We start from the raw sequence: 22070 nt of genomic DNA, 5'->3' as shown, positions 1-22070 counted from the left end.
GCATAGAATGAAGGAGCGAATAATTTGGAAGAGAAAAAGCTGAAAAGAATTCTTGAATATGTATGGATCGCGGTTGTGCTCCTTGTAGGATATTATTTCTTAAAAGAAAAAAGTATATGGGTTCTATTTTTAATGACGTTTTTATTAGCGGGTTTAGGCACGTTATTTATTAACTTCTTCTTTGATAGTTTAAATGCATGGAAGAAGAAAAAGAAGGGAACGAAGTAAAGGAGGGAACATATGCAAAAGTGGAAGCTACTATATCAGGTGATTATTTTCTTAGTGCTTGTAGGTATTGGAATTATTAAATACGGAACGCCAATAGGAAATTGGGCATCGTTTACAGCTTGCATCGGCATATTTTTCATTTTACAATCGTTAACGAAAAAATATAATAGTACAGAAAGATAGCTCGCCGCTAAAACGGCGAGCTATTTTGTTATGCTTTTTTCTGTTCATCATTTGTTTTTTCAGAAGCTAAATGACTATGTTTTCTAGAGTAGAAGAAATAGAAACATAAACCGACTATAAGCCAAGCTATAAAGCTAATCCATGTCGTTTTAGATAAATTAGCCATCAAATATAAACAGCAAAGAATTGCGACAACTGGTAATACAGGTACGAAAGGTGTACGGAATCCGCGTTTCAAGTCAGGGTGTGTTTTTCGTAAAATAAGTACTGCACAGCAAACGAATGTAAAGGCTGTTAACGTACCGATGTTAACTAAATTAGCTAGTAAATGTAAGTCTAAAAGTCCTGCTAATAAAGCGGCAACAACGCCAGTGATCCATGTGTTTAATAAAGGAATTTTGACTCTTTTATTTACACGTGCTAACGCTTTTGGAAGTAGGCCATCGCGGCTCATCGCATAAGAGACGCGAACTTGTCCATACATAACGACGAGGAGAACGGTTGTCATTCCAGTCATCGCTCCAACAGCGAGTAGTCCAGCAATTGTATCTTCACCAACGAAATGTAAGGCAAACGCAACTGGATCAGAAACATCTAATTGTGTATACGGAACCATACCAGTTAAAACGAAAGATACAATCATGTATAAAACAGTACAAATAAGAAGGGAACCGATAATGCCAATTGGCAAATCACGCTGTGGTTTTTTCGTTTCTTCTGCAGCGGTTGCGATTGCATCAAAGCCTAAAAAGGCGAAGAATACAGTGGCAGCTCCAGTAATAATACCGTCGTATCCGAACGGAATGAAAGGTGTCCAATTTTCAGGTTTTACATATTTCGCACCTGCTACGATAAAGGCGATAATAACAGCTAACTTGATAAGAACCATAATATTATTAATGCGTGCGCTTTCACGTATACCGAAACTTAAAAGACCAGTAATGAGTAGTAAAATACAAACAGCTGGTAGATCGATAAGACCACCTTTTCCTACGCCAGGGGCCGAGGCGATTATGGCGGGCAGATGGACGTTAAATCCTTGTAGTAAAGATTGTAAATAACCAGACCAACCGACAGCTACTGCCGCGACTGCAAGTAAATATTCGAGCATTAAACACCAGCCGACGATGAAGGCGACGACTTCTCCGACTGTCATGTATGCGTAAGTATACACACTTCCTGAGACAGGAATAGAAGAAGCGAATTCGGCATAACAAAAGGCTACACAAGCACAAGTAAATGCAGCAATAAGGAATGATAGCATAATACCAGGACCAGAATGTTTCGCTGCGACAATACCTGTTAATACAAAGATCCCTGTCCCAATTACGGCGCCAATTCCTAAAAACGTTAAATCAAGTGCAGTTAATGTTCTATTTAACTGCCGTGGTGATTCAGTACTAAGCGCTTTTTTTCGTAATAATGACTTCACTTTGGACTCTCCCCCCGTTTTTTCATTTCCATAACTGCGAATATAGTAGGAGCCCACTAGAAAAGAGTATGTAAGTAAATGGAGGTACAGTTATGGTATGTAGTTTTTTAAAATTGCTGGATTAATCTTAATATAATTCAGAATATTTTGTCAAATAAAAATGTGAAAAATAAAATGCGAATGAATAGGGGAAACTACTGGCAGGAATGGACGAGGGTTAATAATCCACCCATTAAAGTTAAAGTAGGAGCAGATGCTATGTTATTTTATTTTGAACTTGTCGTCATTTTACTTTGTACGAAATTAGCTGGCGATATTAGCGTGAGACTCGGCCAGCCTTCTGTACTTGGTAAATTAATTGTCGGTATTATTATCGGTCCGGCTGTACTCGGTATTATTAATAGCTCTGAATTAATCGATGAACTGAGTGAGATTGGTGTTTTACTACTTATGTTTATGGCAGGGCTTGAAACCGATTTAGAAGAGTTAAATCGGAATTTGAAATCGTCATTTGCAGTAGCGGCTGGTGGAATTATTTTTCCTTTCATCGGTGGTTATGTAACAGGATTGTTGTTTGGATTAATACAATCTCATGCAATTTTCTTAGGTTTATTACTTTGCGCAACATCAGTTAGTATTACGGTACAAACGCTAAGGGATTTAGGGAAAATGAATACGAGAGAAAGTACAACGATTTTAGGTGCTGCCGTATTTGATGATGTTATCGTCGTTATTTTATTAGCGTTTGTTATGAGTTTTTTAGGAACGCAAGATGTGAATATAACACTTGTTATCGTAAAGAAAATTATTTTCTTCGTCAGCATAGTTTTTATCGCATGGAAAGTTGTTCCGTGGATTATGAAAATGCTTGTGCCACTTCGTGTAACTGAGGCATTGATTAGTGCAGCTCTTATTATTTGTTTCTCTTTTTCGTATTACAGTGAAATGATGGGGATTGCAGGTATTATCGGAGCATTTGCAGCTGGAATTGCCATTTCTCAAACAGAGTATAAGCACGAAGTAGAACATAAAATTGAACCGATTGCGTATGCGATATTTGTGCCAGTGTTCTTCGTAAGTATCGGAATGGAAATTACATTTCAAGGTATCGGAAGCCAGCTTTGGTTCATTATCATTATGACGCTTATTGCGATTTTTACAAAGTTAATCGGATCAGGTTTAGGAGCAAGACTAACAGGGTTCAACCTTCAATCTTCTATTAGTATCGGAGCAGGGATGGTATCGCGTGGTGAAGTAGCACTTATCATCGCTGCGAATGGACTTACGGCAAATTTATTAGCGAAAGAAAATTTCACAGCGATTGTTATTGTTGTTATATTAACGACGATTATTACGCCGCCGCTTTTGAAGAAGTATTTTGTATAGAGAGGAAGAGCTTATCTGATGGAGGTAAGCTCTTTTTTTATTGGAAAAAGCAATAGTCATATAGCGTGAATAGGTTGTAATTATGGTAAAATCTACGTATATGATAAGTCAAGGGGAGAAAATGTGTGAAGATTACGAAGGGGAAGGTTATCGGTGTAATCACACTTATTGCACTCTGTATATCATTTACCGCATGGAAAGAGTCAAAAGTGAAAGATTTTCCAGTTTCTATTTTTTCTTCTTATGTAGAAGACGAAAACCTGAAAGACTATAAGTACACTGCTTTTGTACCTGACTTTGCAATTTGGATACATGGATGGGAAAAACAGCGATCTGAAGGTGAAATAACGTCATATAAAAAAGGGGATCGAACTGTAATCGTTCACCATCCACCTGGTAATGATGGTTTTTATCTATATGATACAAATGATAGTAGAGAATATACGCAACCGTAAGAAGTGGAGGTTAAATAGTGAAAGCTTCGACGTTACTATTTAAAATTGAAAGTAATATGGATCAATTTTCACCAGCTGAAAAGAAGGTTGCCATGTACATAATGGAGAATGCAGAGATTGTTCCGAACTTAACGACGAAAGAAGTGTCAACGAATGCAGGCGCAAGTGAAGCAAGTGTTGTTCGCTTTTGTAAATCGATTGGAATCGGAAGTTTTAAAGCATTTAAAATTGCGCTCGTTCGTGAATTAACGATTGCTGATTATAATATTAATGATTTTTCAGTGATGAATACGGAAGATGGACCGTACGACTTGTTTAATAAAGTTACGTATGTGAATAAAGCTGCAATTGAGGCAAGCGTTACAGCTATAGATAAAAAAGAACTTGAAAAAGCTGCAGATCGTATTGTAAATGCCGATAAAATTATCTTTTATGGAGTAGGCGGATCAGCTACTCCAGCGATGGACGGAGCTTATAAATTTACAAGGCTCGGATTTACAGCGATGATGCTATCTGATTTTCATATGATGTTGCCGCTTGTGACGAATTTAAAAGAAGGCGATATATTTGTGGCGATTTCAACATCTGGTCGTACGAAAGATGTACTTGAAATGGCGCAATATGCGAAGAGACAAGGTGCAACAGTTATTGCGATTACGAAGCTTGATCAATCATCACCGTTATATAAAGAGGCGGATATTCGTCTTTGTATGCCAGATGTAGAACAAGATCATCGTATTGCAAGTATTGCTTCAAGAATGACGCAACTCAATATGATAGATGCTCTATATGTGATTACTTTTAATCGCATTGGTAATAAAGTGCTGGATCAATTTATGGAAACAAGAGAAGAAGCTTTGCGATTACGGAAGCTGAAATGAGAAGATGGGGAAACCCATCTTTTTTTCGTATCGACATAAAGTGAAACTTTAATAATTGGGGGTTTTGTTCATCCCCCAATTATTATTAGTTGAACCAATCGGACTTTTACAGGCAGTTGATCCCCCACCTATCTTTTTTGCTTTCGCTGAATTTGAGGTGGGGGTCTTACTGCCAGTTAAAGTGGGATAAATTCGTCATGAAAAGAAATTAAATTTCATAAAATAATAAAGTAATATTGATTTTAAATTTCTTGAAGTTATAATGAAAGTATGAAATAAAATTTCAAAGTAGGTGGTAATATGTTAGAAAATTTATCGACAGAACATCGTAATGAGAAGACGATGAATTTAGATGAGATGAGCATAAAAGAAGTGTTGCAAAGTATGAATGAAGAAGATCGAACTGTTGCGTTAGCAGTTGAAAATGAAATAGAAGAAATTGAAAAGGTTGTAGGGGCTGTTATTCAGTCTTTTGAAGAAGAGGGCCGATTAATTTACATTGGGGCTGGTACGAGTGGCCGTTTAGGTATTTTGGACGCAGTGGAATGTCCGCCGACATTTGGCACAGATGATACAATGGTGCAAGGATTTATAGCAGGTGGATTGAAAGCGTTTACTAAAGCGGTAGAAGGTGCCGAAGACCGTGAAGAATTGGCAGAAGAAGATTTAAAAAGTATTGGATTAAACGAGAAAGATACATTGATTGGAATTGCAGCAAGTGGCCGAACTCCTTACGTAATTGGCGGCTTGAAGTACGCAAATAGCGTAGGAGCGAGTACAGCTAGTATCTCCTGTAATAAAAATGCTGAAATAAGTAAATATGCAAAACTAAATGTGGAAGTAGAAACAGGCGCAGAGATTTTAACAGGCTCAACACGTTTGAAAGCTGGTACAGCGCAGAAATTAGTACTGAATATGATTTCGACAGCATCTATGATTGGTGTTGGGAAAGTATATAAAAACTTAATGGTAGATGTGCAATCTACAAATGAAAAATTAGTAGAACGATCAAAACGAATCATTATGGAAGCAACAGGTGTTAGTTATGAAGTAGCGGCAGAGCATTATGAAAAGGCAGAACGTAATGTGAAAGCTGCGATTGTTATGGTGTTATTACAGTGTGAGCAAGGGGAAGCACTGCAGAAATTAAAAGAAGCGAAAGGGTTTGTGAAGAAGGCACTATAAGATAATAGGGAGGGGGATTCTATTATGAAGAAAGAAGAGAGAATGGCCAAAGAAATTTCAGAGCAACTTGGGGGAATAAAAAATATTCGCGGCATTGCTCATTGTATGACGAGACTGCGATTAACGCTTCATGATGAAAGTAAAGTGAATATGGAACTTTTGAAAAAGGTTGAAGGGGTTATGGGTGTTATTGAAGATGAGACGCTTCAAGTCGTTGTTGGACCAGGGACAGTAAATAAAGTAGCAGCTGAGATGGAAGGTTTAACAGGACTACGGATTGGTGAGGTGGCAGATCATCACCTTGAAGACCTTGGGCAAGAGATGAAGTCAGAGAGGAAGAAGAAAAATAATACGCCAGTGAAAAACTTTTTACGAAAAATAGGAAGTATTTTCATTCCGTTAATTCCTGGTCTTGTTGCGTCAGGTATTATAAACGGGGTCGCTAACTTTGCGAAAAACGCAGGTGCTGATCCGAATGCAACGTGGCTACAAATGTTATTACTCATTGGCGGCGGTATCTTTACTTTCTTAGGAATTTTAGTCGGTTGGAATACAGCGAAAGAATTTGGCGGGACACCAGTTCTTGGAGCAATTGCTGGTATTTTAATTTTTAACCCAGCGATGGCGAACGTAAAATTATTCGGTGAAGCGCTTGTACCTGGACGGGGTGGATTGTTTGCCGTTATTTTTGCAGCATGGCTTATGGTTGTAGTGGAAAGACAAGTTCGAAAAGCAGTGCCAAATGCAGTTGATATTATTATAACGCCGCTTATTACTGTGTTAGTGGTGAGTATCGTAACGATGTTAGCGATTCAGCCGGTAGCAGGTTTCTTATCTGAAGGAATTACAAGCGGCATTAATGGTATTTTAAGTATTGGTGGAGCGTTTGCTGGAGCAGTACTTGCGGGAACATTTTTACCACTCGTTATGGTCGGTTTGCATCATGGTTTAACACCAATTCATATGGAGTTTATTAATCAAACGCACGTAACGCCTCTATTACCAGTACTTGCGATGGCTGGAGCTGGGCAAGTAGGAGCAGCGATTGCCATCTATGTGAAAACAAAAAACAAACGACTTCGTAACGTAATTAAAGGAGCATTACCAGTTGGCTTTTTAGGAATTGGCGAACCGTTATTATACGGGGTTACATTACCACTTGGGAAACCGTTTCTTACAGCTTGTTTAGGAGCAGCAGTTGGCGGTGCATTCCAAGCAGTTATGAAAACAGCCGCACTCGGAATCGGTGTATCAGGATTATCATTAATTCCGTTAATTGCTGATAATAAATATTTACTATATTTCCTTGGATTAGTAGTGGCATATACGTTCGGATTCATCTTTACGTACTTCTTCGGATTTAAAGAAGAAATGGCAGAAAACATATAGAGAAAGGGATTCCTTTCTCTTTTTCTATTCATAGAAAGGGAGATTCATATGATCGGAGTTTCAATTTACCTTGCAAAAGAACGAGTAAAGAAGCAAGAAGAGTGGCTAAAAGTAGCGAAGGAAAACGGGTTCTCATCTATTTTTACATCATTGCACATTCCTGAAGATGACCCTGGTACGTATAAAGAGCTAATTCAAATACTTGGGAAACAAGCTCTTGAAAATGAAATGGAATTAATGGTCGATGTTTCTCCAAAATCGTTACACCATTTAGGGATGACGTATGAAAATGTGGAGGAGCTATTGGACTGGGGCATTACAGGCTTAAGAATGGACTATGGCATCAAGCCGAAAGAGATTGCACGCGTATCTCACAAGATGAAAGTAGCTTTAAATGCGAGTACGATTACAGATTCATTTTGGAAAGAGTTAATCATAGAAAATATAAAGGTAGAGAATATAGAAGCGTGGCATAATTTTTACCCGCGACCAGAAACAGGACTAGCAAAATCATTCTTACAAAAAAAAAACGAATACTTACATGAGTGCGGAATAAAAACGATGGCATTTATTCCGGGAGATGGTGAAAAACGTGGTCCGCTATGTGAAGGTTTGCCAACGTTAGAAAAGCACCGCAATATACGCCCGCTTGAAGCATACTTAGAACTTGTACAAGATTGTGGTGTCGATAAGGTGTTAATCGGGGATATAAGCGGAAGCATAGAAAGTGTACAAGAGATAGCGAGTGCGAGTAGAGGAATTATTCCGCTGCGGTATGAGCCATTGATAGAGAAAAGTGAAGTATTAAAAATGGTAGAACAAGTGCATACAAATAGACTAGATCCAGCGCGTGATGTCATTCGTTCTGTAGAATCACGAGAAGAAAATAAAGTCGTGTTACAGCCAATGCATACAATTGCAAGAAAGAAAGGCAGCATTACAATTGATAATGAATTGTACGGTAGATATGCAGGAGAGATGCAGGTTGTTATACATGATTTGCCTGTAGATGAGAAAGTGAATGTTGTTGGGATGGTTGTAGAAGAGGACTTGTCTTTATTTCCGTATGTTGGCGCTGGAAAAATGTTTCAAATTTTTTGTGTAATAGAGTAAAAGCTTGAATTGGCACTATTCTGTAGGAAAACATTATCCGTAAAAGGGATAATGTTTTTTGTTTTCTTAAAAAAAGTATTTGACGAATGAAATAAAATACCGTATTGTTTTGACTTGTAAATAAAAGTTCACCATAACAAAACAAAAAGGAGAGTTCAAAATGAACCAATATATTGGGAATTTAATTATTCGTATCGTGTTAGGAGTGACATTTTTTGCGCACGGTTTAGCGAAGTTTCAATCAGGTATCGATAACGTAGCAGGATGGTTTACAAGCATCGGCTTACCAGGTGGTCTTGCATACGGCGTAGCAACAGTTGAATTAGTTGGTGGTATATTATTAATTATCGGTTTAGGCGTAAAATATGTAGGATTGTTATTCGCTCTTATTTTAGCTGGAGCTATCGTAAAGGTAAATGGAGCAGCAGGTTTATTAGGAGATGGAAAGAATCCAGGATATGAATTGGATCTTGCATTATTATCAATGGGTGCGTATTTATTCGTTGTAAAAGCAGAAGGGTATGTAGATCGTTTCTTAAAAGAGAAAGTAATGAAAACGAAGTAAACTTATTTATAAATTGTTGACTTGAATCGTTAATGTAACTATAATGATTACGACGTGTGAATTAAGAATAAAACAATTTAAATATTTTTTTACACAAGGTGTAACAATGAAGGTTACATCTTGTGTAAAAAATAAATAGAAAGGAAGGAAGTAACATGCCTAAATCAAATTTAGAAGTTATTCGAAGTACATATGAAGGATCTGCTTCTTCGAATGCAAAACATTTAGCGGAAGCCCTCTCTGAAAAAGTAGAATGGACAGAGGCAGCAGGATTCCCATACGGGGGAACTTATATAGGTGTAGAAGAAATAATGAAAAATGTATTTAGCCGATTAGGATCAGAATGGGATGAGTATAAAGCGAGTGTAAATATGTACCATGAAGTAAGCGGAAAAGATGTGATTATTGCTGAAGGTGTTTATTCAGGAGTTTATAAAGAAACGGGAAAATCATTTGAAGCAGATTTCGTTCATGTATGGCAACTGGAGAACGGAAAAATCGTGAAGTTTAAGCAGTATGTAGATAGTCATCTTGTTAGAGAAGCGATGCAGAGATAATGCTTTTTAAATGGATCGTAAGTATATGCATTACAATTATTGTAATTTTCTCGTCTATAGTTGGCGGAAAAAAATTGCTTGCATATGTGGAAAAAGAAAATAAAAATATTCAAACCGAGCGAGTGGCAAACGAAAAAGAGAAGAAAGTTGCAGAAGAATCCCCACAAGTTAGTGAAGGTGAAATTATTTCTACTATGCACAAAATGGTACACCAAAAGGTAAAATCCTCTGAAAAATGGGGATTTGTAGAAATGACAAATAAGGAAATTTCTAATGTGAAAAGAGATATTGAAAATAGTACAGGTTTTCAATATAAAATGAAGTTATTTTCTATTATAAATAGATGGGAAAAAGGAGATTTTTCTCAAACTGTTGAGGAGCACAACTTTTTATGGAGTCTTCAAGGTGGAGATACTGGCAAGGCAACAAAACGTTTATCACCAGAAGAGGAAAAGCAGTATATAAAAGAAATGAAGAATAAATAAAAAACATCGCCAACTCAGGTGACGATGTTTTTTCATTAAGAATGTTTTCGCATGAAAGCTCTAGTCGGCTGAACAGTAACCGTTTTGAAATGAGAAAATAAATAACATCCTGTGACAACGATCATTGTCCCTACAATTTGTATCCACGTTAGTTCTTCACCGAGGAAAAGGAATGCTAAAATCGCTGTGAAAATCGGATTGAAGTTTAGAAAAATCCCGGATGTCGTAGCTCCTAATTTTTGTACACCAATATTCCAAAACACCATACAGAGAACGGTAGAAATAAGCCCTGTATATAAAAGAGATGTCAGGAAAGAAGCATTTATATTTGTAACAGTGAAGCTCCCGATGTTAAAGGGCAATAATAAAATAACACCGAAAATACCAGAGTATAATGTGGCCATGAGCGGTGTCGTTGTTTTTGTTGCCCATTTACTACAAACAGAATACATTCCCCAAATACAAACAGCCGCAATCATCCATAAATCGCCGCTATTAAAATGTAGTGAAAATAAAAGTGCAAAGTTACCTTTTAATAGGACAAGAATAACCCCAAAAAATGAAAGAATCATGGATAGAATTTGAAGTGTATTTACTTTTTCTTTTAGAAATAATACTGAAAATAGTGCAATGGAAATCGCATTTAATGTAGAAATAAGTCCTACATTCGTTGCGGATGTTTTTTCTAGTGCTAGAAATTGAAAGATGTTAAAAAGAGCGACCCCTGAAATTCCCATGAGTATTAACGGAAGTATGGCAGCGCGAGGTGGAATGATTTTCTTTTCTTTAAACCATACCATCGGTAATAAACAAACGATCGCAATCATCCATCTTAAGCTTGTAAGTGTCATCGGAGACGCGTGATCAACGAGCGATTTTCCAACGACGAAATTTCCTCCCCATAATAAGCTCGTTAGTAATAGTAAAAAGACATAAAAATAAGGCATATAAAAATCCCCTTTGTTGTAATCAATATGAATTGTAAATAATTTTAGCATTTTTCTTTATTGTGTAATATATTCTTTTGTATAATAGGGAAAAGTCGATAAGATATTTTGTTTTGAGTGATATTTACAGAAAGATATTCGGTTTTATGTAGGTTATAAGTTGTTTTTTCGAATAATCATCGGTAAGAAAAAGGGGGAATTTTGATGGAGTCGTCAGTTATTAAAGTGTTAGATGATTTAGACGTACAAATTTTAGATATATTGCAGAAGGAGTCTCAAGTAAGTAATGCAGAGCTTGCGCGACGCGTTAATTTATCGCCAGCTGCGATGCATGCGAGAATAAAAAGATTAGATGGAGAAGGGTTCATTGATAAGCAAGTAGCCATTTTAAATCAAGAAAAGCTTGGTTTTGATTTGTTATGCTTTATTTTTATGAGTACGAATATTCATCAATCGGATAAACTGGAAGTGCTGGAAAAAGAATTAGAAGCAATGCCTGAAGTGTTAGAATGTCACTGTTTAACAGGAGAGTATGATTATTTATTAAAAGTTGCAAATCGTGATCGTAAAGAGTTGGAGCAGTTTATTAGAAAGCTAAATAAGCTTGGTATTACAAGGATACAGACGAGTTTAGCACTTCGTGAAATTAAATATTCGACGGTATTGCCGATACGAAATGAGGAACCAAGCATCGATTAGATTGCTTGGTTTTTTGTTTGTATAAAGTGATTGACGGGGAGAAAGGAGAGATGTATTATTATATAAAATTATGTATTAAAATTCATTTTGGTTTATAAATATTAATATCGTGGGCAAGGGGATAGAATATGAAAATCTTTAATGCAGTTACGAGTGATGTGAAAGAAATTTATAGTCTTATTGAAGCTTATGCAAAAGAGGGAGTAGTTTTACCGCGTTCTCTTTTATCTCTCTATCAATATTTACAATGTTTATATGTAGTGAAAGAAAGCGATAAGATTGTTGGAGTTGCTGGTTTACATGTGTTAGGAGAGGACCTTGCAGAAGTCCGATCATTGGTCGTTTCGCATACATATGCAGGAAAAGGAATCGGGCGTATGTTAGTGAACCATGTAATAAATGAGGCAGCGAAAATAAAAGTGAATAGAGTTATTTCTTTAACATATGAAACGGAATTTTTTCAAAAGTGCGGGTTTGATTTTGTAAATAGAGAGGCGTTACCAGAAAAAGTATGGATTGATTGTAGGCATTGTCCGAAGGTTGATTATTGTGATGAGGTGGCAATGATTCGGTATGTTGGGTGAAGCTTTTGGAGAGAAAAAACTCTCACTGTTATAGGAGAAATAATGAGATAAGTGATTGCTTTATTAAACGGGTTGGCGGAGGACTATTATAGTAGACAAACTGCGATTTCCGACATGTAAGTTTATAAACGAAGAAGAGTCTGATATGGCTCTCAGACTCTTCCCTCAATAGCAAAGAGTAAGTCTTTTAATTACTCTTCTCCTATATAATACACAAGAAGTATTTAGATGTGTAGAACAATAAATTCCAATATAGTTATTCGAATATATTGTTTAAAAATAAAAATAGATGATTTAAAAGAGGAATTAAATTACAAATGTTGATTTACCGCATGACGGAAAACCATTTATATGAAAAGATGGTTAATAAAGTGATATTGAAATAATAAAATATGAAATATTGCATATTGAATTGTGGAACAAAAAAGTGAAAATGTTATTTTGTAGACAAGGATGTTCAGCTTGCATTTTGAATAATTTAAACAGCTTATTACTAATTTAGAATGAATCCTAAATGAATTTTTGAGAGTTCATAGCGAGGGATATCATGATAGCATTACATAATCAAATATGTATTTTGGATCAAGTGAACATGCGATGGAATGGGATTATGGAAGGTGAAAAATAAAAAGAGCAGCTAGCAAAAGCTAACTACTCTATTCAAGGGATCTCTCCAAGGGGGAGTGGAGAAAATATTATGTTACTAGCAGTATTGACAGATTATTAGGGAATATACAAACCGGATGAAATAAATTTTAAATAAACTTTCGGCATTGACAGCTTTTAAGATATTCATGTACAATACTTATGAATGACATTCAGTCATTTTTGTATAACAGGATGTAGTGAGTTTAGCAACTGAACAAATACAACGGTAAATGAGGATGATAGTTGTTTATATATAGTAGTGATGAAAGTATATTTTTTTAAAATAAAAATGACTGATAGTCAGTCATAAGAGGTGAGAGGTATGAAAAATAGAGCTTGGTTATATGTCATATTAACATGTATCTTTGAAATTTTTTGGGTGTTTGGTTTTAATACGGCCGATACTTGGTGGCATTGGATCGTTATTTTAGGCGTTATCGCTGTTGATTTTTACTTCCTTTCTAAAGCTTGTGAACATCTTGCAACAGGAACTGTATATGCCATCTTTGCCGGAGCTGGTACGGTAGGTACTTTCTTAATGGACGTATTCCTATTCGGCGGGAGTTTTAGTGTAGGGAAATTATTCTTTATCGTGATGGTTGTAGCTGGCGTTATCGGTTTAAAGCTAGCTGATAATAAAGAAGAAACTGTGGAAGGAGCTGCTTAAAGATGGGTTGGTTTTTCGTATTTTGCGCTGCAATTAGTGAAATAGTCGGTGTGATCGGTCTGAAAATGTATAGTAAAGATAAAACGTTAGCAAATGGAGCACTTTATATAGGCGGGTTTGCTACATCCTTCGCATTCTTGTATACATCTTTCTTATTCTTACAAGTCAGTGTCGCGTATGCGGTTTGGATTGGTATTGGAACAGCAGGTGCCGTTTTATTAAACATGTTCCTGTTTGGTGAGTCAAAAAGTAAAGCGCGTATCATTAGTGTGGCTCTTATTGTATGCGGAGTGACAGGATTAAAGGCTCTTTCGTAAAGATATACTGTATCTCCTAACAAGTCGTTAGGAGATTTTTACTATAAAAAGTGCACGATAATTGACAGTACAGCTAGTTATTTTATAAAATGAGTGACAGTCATTCAATATGCGTTTGAAAGGGTTTAGATGATGAATAAAAAAGAGAAAATTGTCTATGCAGCTATTGAAGTGTTTCAGGAAAAGGGCGTTGAAAAAACGAAGATTTCTGATATCGTGAAATTGGCTGGCATTGCACAAGGAACTTTCTATTTATATTTTCCTTCTAAGTTATCTGTTATGCCTGCAATAGCAGAAGTGATGGTTGAAAAGATGATCCTTGCAGTGAAAGAAAAAGTGCAAAATGATGCGCCTTTCTCAAGTAAAGTTACGCAAGTAATAGATGCGGTGTTTCACTTCATAGCTGAGTATCGTGAAATACAAGCTTTAATGTATGCAGGTCTTGCATCTACAGAACATATAAAAGAATGGGAAGCTGTGTATGAGCCTCTTTATATGTGGCTGAGTGAATTTTTAAATGAGGCGAAAGAAGCTGGTGAAATTCGCGATTCGGTTCATGCAGAGCGAACAGCTAAGTTATTTATCGCTCTAGTTGAATCAGCAGCGGAACAAGTTTATTTATATGATCATAAAGATGATGAGCAAGTCGAGCTACAAAAGGCAGAAGTACTAGATTTTTTAACACATGCACTACATATAAAGAAGTAGTAAGATGAACCTGTCTGAAAAGGTAGGTTTATTTTTGAGGAAAAATGAATGATAGTCATTCACCTAATACTTATGTATGTGTGGAAGGATAGAGTAAAATTCTAATGGGTAGGGGCATCTCTACTCATGATTAGCCCACTAATAGTAGGATAAAGAAAAAGCTTCTTGGGCATTATTTTTTTGAGAGGAGCTTACGGGAAGAGGTGTTAAAAAGTGAAGAAACCGATAAAGGAACAAAAGATGGTACTGGTCATTCTTTTGAGTAATATATTTATCGCTTTTTTAGGGATTGGATTAATCATTCCGGTTATGCCGTCCTTTATGAATGATATGCATTTAACAGGGAAGACGATGGGATATCTCGTTGCAGTGTTTGCAATGGCTCAGCTCATTTCGTCACCTATTACAGGCCGGTGGGTCGATCTTTACGGTAGGAAGAAAATGATCATCATTGGATTATTTATTTTTGGTGTTTCAGAACTTCTTTTTGGATTAGGAAAAGATGTGTGGATGCTTTATGTGGCACGGGTGTTAGGCGGAATTAGTGCTGCGTTTATTATGCCTGGTGTTACGGCATATGTTGCGGATATTACCTCTATGCAAGAGCGTCCAAAGGCGATGGGATATTTATCTGCGGCAATTAGTACTGGATTTATTATAGGGCCTGGAATTGGCGGATTTATTGCAGAATACGGTATACGTGTGCCGTTCTTTGTAGCTGCAGCAATTGCTTTTATAGCATGTGTGATTTCGATCTTTATTTTAAAAGAACCGTTAACGAAAGAAGAACTTGCAGAGATTTCTTCTAATACGAAGGAATCAAGTTTTATTGGTGATTTAAAGAAATCATTACATCCAATGTATGCAATTGCATTTATTATCGTATTTGTACTCGCATTCGGATTATCAGCGTATGAAACTGTGTTTAGTCTGTTTTCTGATCATAAATTTGGATTCACACCGAAAGATATTGCGGCAATCATTACAATTAGTTCAATCTTTGGGGTAGTTGTGCAAGTATTTATGTTTGGTAAATTGGTTGATATATTCGGTGAAAAAGTGTTAATTCAAATATGTTTAATTGTAGGTGCAGTATTAGCGTTTGTTTCAACTGTAGTCTTTAATTATTGGATTGTACTTCTCGTTACGTGCTTCATTTTCCTTGCATTTGATTTACTTCGTCCAGCTTTAACGACGTTTTTATCAAAAGCAGCTGGAAAAGAGCAAGGATTCGTTGCTGGTATGAACTCGACTTATACGAGTTTAGGAAATATCGCAGGACCAGCGATGGGCGGCATATTATTTGATATGAATATTCATTATCCATATGCTTTCTCAGGAGTTGTTTTAATAGTTGGTCTCGGTATCACGTTTATGTGGAGAGAGAAACAGCTAGCTGAAAGTTTTGCGAAGTAATAAAACCCCTTACGACGGTAAGGGGTTTTTGTTTTATAAACTTAATCCAAATCGTTTTAACTCAATGAAAATCCCCTCTAATTGTTTGCCTTTATCCGTTAATGTGTACTCTACACGAGGCGGAACTTCTGGATATACTTTTCTCGTTATAATGCCTTGAGACTCTAGTTCTTTTAGTCGAAGCGATAATGTTTTCGGACTAATCCCGTCCATTGATTTTTGTAAATCACTAAAGCGTAATGTTCCTTCGATAAGAAGGTCGCGAATGATTAAAAACGTCCATTTTGTACGAATTACATCAAGCGTTTTAGCGATGGGACAAGGTATGCCAGGTAAACCTTTCGTTAATTCAACTGGATCTATATTGTTCATGGAACTAGCCTCCATAAAATTTTTTTGGATGAATTTGCTTTATAGTATCACAAAACTATACTTTTGGTAACTATATGAAAAAAATATCACTACTTCCATAAAGAAAGTTAGTGAATATACAATAGCAATACGAAATACAAAGGGTTTAGATGAAGAGGAGGTGATTTTCATGTGGGTGAAAAATTTGTTTAGATTTCTTAGTTTGTTTGTTGTTTGTATTGTACTTGTAGCATGCGGCGCAGAAGAAAAAACGGAAGTCCAGTTATTAAAAGAAATGCCAAAGCCAAAAGCAATGACAATTGACCCCTCACTAAGTCAAAAGGAAGCGACCGAAATGGTTCATGCAGCGCAGCGTTTTTATGCATTTTGGGATACAGGTAAAGAGGAGCTTATTCCGCAGACTGTTACTGAAAATTTTTTCGATCATACATTGCCGAAAGGGCGACCACAAGGTACGGAAGGATTAAAGTTTGCAGCGAAAAATTTTCGTGAAGTTGTTCCTAATATACATTGCGAGATTGAAGATTTATTAGTCGTCGGTGATAAAGTAACAGCCCGTCTTTCTTTTATAGGAACGCACAATGATAAGAAAATCAATTTTTTTGCCATTGATATTTTACATGTGAAAGACGGAAAGATAACGGAAGACTGGCATTTAGAAGATAATCTTACGCTGAAACAACAACTTGCGTTAATAGCTGAAGAGTAAATTATATAGGGGAGAGAAAAGTGATGAAAAATATATTTATTATAAATGGACATGAAAAATACGGTACGAAAGAAGGACGATTAAATAGAACGTTAGTTGATTATATGGTAACGGTATTAAGTGAGAAGCATCATGTGAAAACAACAACAATCCAAGAGGGCTATAGTATTAAAGAAGAACAAGAGAAGTTTTTATGGGCTGATGTTGTAATTTATCAAACGCCGATTTACTGGTTTAGTGTACCAGGGTTATTTAAAACGTATATGGATGAAGTATATGAATACGGTTTGTTCTTTAAAGGTGCTGATGAATATGGAACAGGTGGTTTATTAAAAGAGAAAGAGTATATGTTTTCTACAACTTGGAATGCGCCTGAGAAAGCATTTGGAGATAAGACGAAGTTCTTTGAAGGGGGAAGTTTAGAGTCAGCGCTTAGCCACTTACATCGCGTACAAAAGTTTCTTGGCATGAGTCCGTTAAAGAGCTTTGCTTGTTATGATGTGGTGAAGAATCCGAATATTGAGCAATATTTATTGAACTTGAAAGATCACTTAGATGGAGTAATTAAATAGTAGTTTGCATCTTGGGGCATGAGTGCTCTGTACTTTATCGTTGGTATGAGCAGTATTTTATTATTTATGAAGGCGATTGGGAGAGAGAAGTATGAGGGGGAGGTTTCTCAGATTGGATAAAACGATATGAAAAGCGATGCTAGAAATCGCTTTTCATATGGCTTTTAAAACGGATCAACTTCAGCTAAATCAGGATTGCTATTTGGGTTTGTTAATAAGACTTTCAGCTCAACTACTTCAGAGAGCGCAACAAGGATATAACCACTAATAAGGACGACGAGTCCGATGACGCTTAATGTTTGCAGTGTAATGTCACGGCTATTGTTTTCGGAGTTGTCTTGGGGCGTTGAAGGTGGATTGTTATTCATGATTAAGGCTCCCATATTTTTTTTATTTATATATGTGCAAAATCATTATTTAACTTATGGATAGGAATCGTATAGTCATTTTCACTATATGAAAAATGCCTATGAAAAGTGATTAGAAATTTTGGGACGAGAAAAGAGTGTAAACCAAAAGGTCATTAAAACTGCACTTTTGGATTACACTCTTTTTATTTATCTCGCTATTTGTGGAGGTCGGATTGCCTGTAAACGACCAGTTGGTGAGGGCTAATAATCAGTAGGGGATGAACAAAACCCCACTGATTAAATTTTTTTCATACAAATAAAATGAGGTTAGCCAAAGTAACTATCCTAATACACGCAACGATTCTTCAATAAACGCCGGTATATCTTCTGGTTGTCTACTTGTGACCAGCTGATTTTGGCATACGACAACCTCTTTGTCATGAAAATTTCCGCCGGCATTTTTCAAATCGACCGCAATGGATTTATAGCCAGTCACATCGCGTCCTTCAAGTGTTTGTGCAGTGATGAGTAATTGGGGTCCGTGACAAATAGCAAAAACAGGTTTTTTCGCATCCATAAATGCTTTGCTAAAGCGAACGAAACGTTCATCTGCACGAAGTATATCTGGGGAAAATCCGCCTGGTATGAAGAGGGCATCAAAGTCCTCTGGAGAAACATCATCGATACCTTTATCGATTACGACTTCACTATTTCCTTGTTTACCGTGTACCGTTTTACCTTTTTCTGCTTCAATAGTTGTTAATTCATATCCCTTTTGTTTAAAAGCTTCTGCTGGCTCTGTGTATTCTGTGTCCTCGAAATAATCTGTTATTAAAGTAGCAATTTTTTTACTCATTCTCATCCGCTCCTTATATTATATTATCGATTTCAGAATCATCCTTGAGCAATGTCTTTTATAAAGTGAGACTTTAATTCATATTTTTCCATTCCCTTCAGTTCCTTTGCCCTGTTAATTTAATACATACCCTTTTTATTTGGACGTAAACATGTATTATCATTTTTGTATGTAAAATTATAAACTATCGATTGTGCGGGTGATTCTTGTTTGAGAAGGAAAAATAAAAAAGCCAAGGAGAGAATTTTTCTCTCCTTGACTTTTAAGATAATTCTTTTCGTTAAAACGAGGAAACGCGTTGCTTCGTTTTTGGTACAATAATAAATTTGATCCAGAGTAACCCGACAATCATAATGATAAGGCTATGTAAAAATTGACCTGTAGCAAGGAGTATAACAATTGAAAATACAATGAGTTGAATGATTAGCAGTATAAAGATTAAGCGAAGAAATTGATTCATTCGTTTTTCAGTATCAATTGGATATAATGCTACAATAATATTTCCCGAAAAATATTTCCACAGGGAACGGAGTTGCATAGAAATCATATATAGGACGATATATGCGATAGCGCCTTTTACGTATATATTTGGTATAAAATATAAGGCGAAGGCACCGATCAATCCTAAGCGGATATATATACCGAAATAATCATTCCCACGTAAAAATGCGAGTGTATGTAAATAGAAGAAAGTTGCTTGCTTTTTATGTAATAAAGGTTCAATCCAATTTGTAAGCCATTTTCTTTTACTTACTTGCTTATTCAGTTGCGGAACGTCGGTGAAAATGCTAGCAAATTGATAAAAACGAACGTTCATTTTTTCTTCTTGTTCAATTATGTAATCCCACGGAATTCGTTTTGTAGGTTGCTTTTTCGTATATAGAAGCAGGAAAGCAAGTAGTAAGAGCAATCCGCCTAATATGAGAACATGGGCCGAGTAAAACAACATGTAAATAATGAGTGAGTTACAAGTAATACGAATAATTAACCATATGCTTTTTTCATGACTATCACGCCACATCCAATGTATGTACATGTTCCAAGCTTTCGTAATCATTAAAACGATAAAGATTGTACATAAGAAAGGTACTGTTACTTGTAATGATTGCATGGCAAGTGGAACGAGAATCAAGAACGTGAACAATAATGGGAAAAGCTGCATGATGTAATTATATAGAAGAGATTTTTTAAAATAAGATGTTAGTTTCTCTTCTAATGCGAGTAAATAGACAGCATCAGGTTTTTGAATAAATGTACGGATCGGGCATCTCGTTATAATGAATGTAAGTACAATTGTGATAAGTAGTAAAGATATTCCTTTAGAAGGAGATGCTTTTAAAAACTGAGCATAGTAGTATGCGCCAACGCATGAAATAAAGATAAAGCTATATAGTAAACCGTTAATCATACGTGCAAAGTATGTAATGATATTTTGCATATGTTGTTGGAAGCGACTGCTCCATAGCGATTCGATTGACATGTTTTTCACCTCTTTGTTCTATTATATATGTTTTACAAAAGAAAAAACGAGCAAATTGCGTTATGCAACTTGCCCGTTTTTCTTTTCGTTATTTTTTTTCTGATCACGATTCATTAATGGATAGAAGGCAAAGCCGATTACGAATAAACCAATTCCGAGAAGGAATGTTTTTATATCGGCTGCGCCCGTTTTAATAACCCATAGTGCGTAGCAAAGTGCGATCACTGCGACTATACCATCTGTAATTCTTGCCCGCATTTCATTTTTATACGTTTCACCAGTAGCGACTAGTTTTAACTGGAAGATTGGTGAAACGAGATATGGAATGAGGTAGGCCAATGTTGATACGGTAATAACGAATGTATAAGCTTCCGCAATGGTTCCTGATAATGTTGAGAATAAGAACACTTGCGACATAATGTTTGTTAATCGTAATGAGTAAATTGGACTTCCTTTTTTATTTGTTTTCGTGAAGAAGGAAGGGAAGAAACCTTCTTTTGCTGCTTGATATGGTACTTCTGAGCTTAATAAAATCCAGCCTAAGATAGAACCGAATAGGGAAGTAAGAGCAAGTAATGCCATTAGTTTCCCGCCGCCATGACCCATTGCAGCGTTTAGTGCGTCTGCTAATGGACGTTCAGAAGCTTGTAATGTATCAACGTGAAGTACACCCATTGTTAAAATGGTAATTCCTAAGTAAATCGCAACGGTAATAAGTAATCCCGCAACTGTCGCGCGTTTTACCGTTTTTGGAGAAACAGCACGATTTGATAAAAGTACTGCTGATTCGATTCCGATAAATGCCCAAAGTGTTGTAAGAGCAGCTAAGTTTACTTGTGAAAGTAGGCCGTGTGATACACCTGATTTATCGATCATCGGTGTGTACCATTGTCCAAACTTAGAAGCTTCGAATGCAAATAACGTAACGACGATGAATAAAAGGAATCCAGTTACTTTCGTTGTTGTTGCTAAGAAGTTTAGCTTTCCAGCTCCGCTTACACCGTTCGTTAATATAATATGAGTTCCCCAAAGTAAGATGGAACAAATCGTAAATGTAATTAGTTTTCCGACTTCTACGTTAAAAGAACCGATTGAAAATAGTAGTCGTGTATCTTTCATAATTGGGAAGAAGAGTGATAAATATCCCGCAAATGATGTAATGATGGCAACGTTACTTGCCCAGTTTGCAACCCAATATCCCCATACCATACTGAAACCAGCCATTTTTTTCTTTTTTGGTGTTGAGAATAAAGCATATGCATGACTTTGTGGTCCTGTCGTTAAATCAGGACGACGAATTGCTAAATTACCGAAAACAAGAGCTAGCATTAAAACACCAAACCCTGTTGTTAACCAAGCTAGTGTGACACCGAGAGGGCTTGCTGTTTGTGCCAACGTACTTGGCACCATGAAAATCCCAGCGCCAACCATATTACCGACAACGAAAGCTGTTAGTACCCAAAAGCCCCATTTTTTTTGTTGCATAGAAAATACCTCCAAAGTTAGTATAACCAAGTCAAGCGAGGAGATATGTATGTCTTCTTAGTAGAGAAGAGAAGTTCCAAACAAAACAAAAAAAGCACGTAATTTGCCGCTACATGCTTTCTATCTTATAAGAAACCCACGACATACCTCTCGATAGCTCTCCACAAACGAAACGTTTCATTTGTGACAGTTCTGCACTTATTAAATGCAGACCCAGCAAGCGTGCATGGTGGACACGGGCTTACTTCGGCAATCATTCCTTTCTCATTCCTTCATCAATGCCACTACATCTCCTGAAATGATACTCTTAATGATTGCAACCTCTACCTCACCGAGATACGAATGAGGATTTAAATATTAAATTAACGTATTTAAGAGTAACAAATGAATTTTTATACGTC

Annotated in this window: 26 protein-coding genes, 1 pseudogene and 1 riboswitch; of the genes and pseudogenes, 20 read left to right on the top strand and 7 right to left on the bottom strand. The window is 36.4% G+C overall.

From position 1 onward, the window contains the following. Positions 1 to 24: 24 nt before the first annotated feature. The gene (locus tag AC3WVA_RS22715) at positions 25 to 228 is read left to right on the top strand and encodes a hypothetical protein (protein WP_000391504.1); all 204 of its coding nucleotides are present in this window, start codon (positions 25 to 27) and stop codon (positions 226 to 228) included. A 12-nt stretch (positions 229 to 240) separates the two neighbouring features. Continuing rightward, entirely contained in the window at positions 241 to 411 is a 171-nt protein-coding gene (locus AC3WVA_RS22710; RefSeq protein ID WP_071759262.1) for a hypothetical protein, read from the top strand. A 28-nt stretch (positions 412 to 439) separates the two neighbouring features. Here the strand turns inward: AC3WVA_RS22710 and bcaP are convergent, their stop codons facing one another. Beyond that, positions 440 to 1843, bottom strand: coding sequence for a branched-chain amino acid transporter BcaP (bcaP, locus tag AC3WVA_RS22705; protein WP_071759261.1), 1404 nt, complete (start codon positions 1841 to 1843; stop codon positions 440 to 442). 258 nt (positions 1844 to 2101) lie between these two features. Between bcaP and AC3WVA_RS22700 the strand changes: the two genes are divergently transcribed. The 9 genes from AC3WVA_RS22700 (at position 2102) to AC3WVA_RS22660 (ending at position 9859) form a co-directional block, all read left to right on the top strand. Further along, positions 2102 to 3229, top strand: coding sequence for a cation:proton antiporter (locus AC3WVA_RS22700; protein WP_001985966.1), 1128 nt, complete (start codon positions 2102 to 2104; stop codon positions 3227 to 3229). Between the two features lie 125 nt (positions 3230 to 3354). Further along, positions 3355 to 3684, top strand: a complete 330-nt coding sequence (locus AC3WVA_RS22695; protein ID WP_098346380.1) for an outer surface protein — start codon at positions 3355 to 3357, stop codon at positions 3682 to 3684. A gap of 17 nt (positions 3685 to 3701) precedes the next feature. Continuing rightward, positions 3702 to 4565: a MurR/RpiR family transcriptional regulator gene (locus AC3WVA_RS22690; RefSeq protein ID WP_000648163.1), complete on the top strand. Its 864-nt coding sequence runs from the start codon at positions 3702 to 3704 to the stop codon at positions 4563 to 4565. 300 nt (positions 4566 to 4865) lie between these two features. Continuing rightward, a complete protein-coding gene (murQ, locus tag AC3WVA_RS22685) occupies positions 4866 to 5750 on the top strand; it encodes an N-acetylmuramic acid 6-phosphate etherase (protein WP_098520029.1) in 885 nt (294 codons plus the stop codon). A 24-nt stretch (positions 5751 to 5774) separates the two neighbouring features. After that, entirely contained in the window at positions 5775 to 7139 is a 1365-nt protein-coding gene (locus AC3WVA_RS22680) for a PTS transporter subunit EIIC (protein WP_098520028.1), read from the top strand. A gap of 48 nt (positions 7140 to 7187) precedes the next feature. Continuing rightward, the gene (locus AC3WVA_RS22675; protein ID WP_492322192.1) at positions 7188 to 8252 is read left to right on the top strand and encodes a DUF871 domain-containing protein; all 1065 of its coding nucleotides are present in this window, start codon (positions 7188 to 7190) and stop codon (positions 8250 to 8252) included. Between the two features lie 160 nt (positions 8253 to 8412). After that, the gene (locus AC3WVA_RS22670) at positions 8413 to 8817 is read left to right on the top strand and encodes a DoxX family protein (RefSeq protein ID WP_048526337.1); all 405 of its coding nucleotides are present in this window, start codon (positions 8413 to 8415) and stop codon (positions 8815 to 8817) included. 155 nt (positions 8818 to 8972) lie between these two features. Further along, positions 8973 to 9374, top strand: a complete 402-nt coding sequence (locus tag AC3WVA_RS22665; protein WP_098346376.1) for a nuclear transport factor 2 family protein — start codon at positions 8973 to 8975, stop codon at positions 9372 to 9374. Next, entirely contained in the window at positions 9374 to 9859 is a 486-nt protein-coding gene (locus tag AC3WVA_RS22660; protein WP_048526339.1) for a PRK06770 family protein, read from the top strand. The genes AC3WVA_RS22665 and AC3WVA_RS22660 overlap by 1 nt, the downstream gene beginning before the upstream one ends. 35 nt (positions 9860 to 9894) lie before the next feature. On the opposite strand, the gene AC3WVA_RS22655 is transcribed toward AC3WVA_RS22660, so the two are convergent. Then, a complete protein-coding gene (locus AC3WVA_RS22655) occupies positions 9895 to 10806 on the bottom strand; it encodes a DMT family transporter (protein WP_071759257.1) in 912 nt (303 codons plus the stop codon). A gap of 204 nt (positions 10807 to 11010) precedes the next feature. Here AC3WVA_RS22655 and AC3WVA_RS22650 point away from each other — a divergent pair, with 204 nt between their 5' ends. The 6 genes from AC3WVA_RS22650 to AC3WVA_RS22625 all read left to right on the top strand — a co-directional run bounded on the left by AC3WVA_RS22650 (position 11011) and on the right by AC3WVA_RS22625 (position 15845). After that, complete coding sequence (locus tag AC3WVA_RS22650) at positions 11011 to 11505, top strand: Lrp/AsnC family transcriptional regulator (RefSeq protein ID WP_000446106.1); 495 nt, start codon at positions 11011 to 11013, stop codon at positions 11503 to 11505. Between the two features lie 128 nt (positions 11506 to 11633). Beyond that, positions 11634 to 12089 carry an N-acetyltransferase gene (locus AC3WVA_RS22645; protein ID WP_048526342.1) on the top strand — a complete coding sequence of 152 codons (456 nt, stop codon included), beginning with the start codon at positions 11634 to 11636 and terminating at the stop codon, positions 12087 to 12089. Between the two features lie 970 nt (positions 12090 to 13059). Further along, positions 13060 to 13404 (top strand): DMT family transporter, encoded by a 345-nt coding sequence (locus AC3WVA_RS22640; protein WP_216475365.1) that lies wholly within the window; start codon positions 13060 to 13062, stop codon positions 13402 to 13404. 2 nt (positions 13405 to 13406) lie between these two features. Further along, positions 13407 to 13721 carry a DMT family transporter gene (locus AC3WVA_RS22635; RefSeq protein WP_000539674.1) on the top strand — a complete coding sequence of 105 codons (315 nt, stop codon included), beginning with the start codon at positions 13407 to 13409 and terminating at the stop codon, positions 13719 to 13721. A 129-nt stretch (positions 13722 to 13850) separates the two neighbouring features. Then, on the top strand, positions 13851 to 14429 hold the full coding sequence (locus AC3WVA_RS22630) for a TetR/AcrR family transcriptional regulator (RefSeq protein ID WP_001996782.1): 579 nt from the start codon (positions 13851 to 13853) through the stop codon (positions 14427 to 14429). A gap of 213 nt (positions 14430 to 14642) precedes the next feature. After that, positions 14643 to 15845 carry an MFS transporter gene (locus tag AC3WVA_RS22625; RefSeq protein WP_341013819.1) on the top strand — a complete coding sequence of 401 codons (1203 nt, stop codon included), beginning with the start codon at positions 14643 to 14645 and terminating at the stop codon, positions 15843 to 15845. 33 nt (positions 15846 to 15878) lie between these two features. Here the strand turns inward: AC3WVA_RS22625 and AC3WVA_RS22620 are convergent, their stop codons facing one another. Beyond that, positions 15879 to 16217 (bottom strand): winged helix-turn-helix transcriptional regulator, encoded by a 339-nt coding sequence (locus AC3WVA_RS22620; protein ID WP_001059468.1) that lies wholly within the window; start codon positions 16215 to 16217, stop codon positions 15879 to 15881. Positions 16218 to 16386: 169 nt separating this feature from the next. Here AC3WVA_RS22620 and AC3WVA_RS22615 point away from each other — a divergent pair, with 169 nt between their 5' ends. From AC3WVA_RS22615 to AC3WVA_RS22605, 3 genes and pseudogenes are all read left to right on the top strand, one after another. Further along, positions 16387 to 16926 carry an ester cyclase gene (locus AC3WVA_RS22615; RefSeq protein ID WP_048525085.1) on the top strand — a complete coding sequence of 180 codons (540 nt, stop codon included), beginning with the start codon at positions 16387 to 16389 and terminating at the stop codon, positions 16924 to 16926. 23 nt (positions 16927 to 16949) lie between these two features. Further along, a complete protein-coding gene (locus tag AC3WVA_RS22610) occupies positions 16950 to 17498 on the top strand; it encodes an NAD(P)H-dependent oxidoreductase (RefSeq protein ID WP_048525107.1) in 549 nt (182 codons plus the stop codon). Positions 17499 to 17504: 6 nt separating this feature from the next. Continuing rightward, positions 17505 to 17618: pseudogene (locus AC3WVA_RS22605) on the top strand (multidrug transporter); the annotation flags it as partial. 44 nt (positions 17619 to 17662) lie between these two features. Here AC3WVA_RS22605 and AC3WVA_RS22600 read toward each other — a convergent pair. From AC3WVA_RS22600 to AC3WVA_RS22585, 4 genes are all read right to left on the bottom strand, one after another. Continuing rightward, positions 17663 to 17866 (bottom strand): hypothetical protein, encoded by a 204-nt coding sequence (locus AC3WVA_RS22600; protein ID WP_048525086.1) that lies wholly within the window; start codon positions 17864 to 17866, stop codon positions 17663 to 17665. 322 nt (positions 17867 to 18188) lie between these two features. After that, positions 18189 to 18704, bottom strand: a complete 516-nt coding sequence (locus AC3WVA_RS22595) for a type 1 glutamine amidotransferase domain-containing protein (RefSeq protein ID WP_195756226.1) — start codon at positions 18702 to 18704, stop codon at positions 18189 to 18191. A gap of 280 nt (positions 18705 to 18984) precedes the next feature. Beyond that, entirely contained in the window at positions 18985 to 20184 is a 1200-nt protein-coding gene (locus AC3WVA_RS22590) for an ABC transporter permease (RefSeq protein ID WP_098346370.1), read from the bottom strand. Between the two features lie 60 nt (positions 20185 to 20244). Continuing rightward, a complete protein-coding gene (locus AC3WVA_RS22585) occupies positions 20245 to 21669 on the bottom strand; it encodes an amino acid permease (protein WP_001186318.1) in 1425 nt (474 codons plus the stop codon). Positions 21670 to 21815: 146 nt separating this feature from the next. Continuing rightward, a riboswitch (Lysine riboswitch) is annotated at positions 21816 to 22003 on the bottom strand. Between the last annotated feature and the right edge of the window lie 67 nt (positions 22004 to 22070).

It is taken from the genome of Bacillus sp. EB106-04-02-XG92 (assembly GCF_058791995.1).
This window is presented reverse-complemented; position numbering and strand designations above follow the sequence as displayed.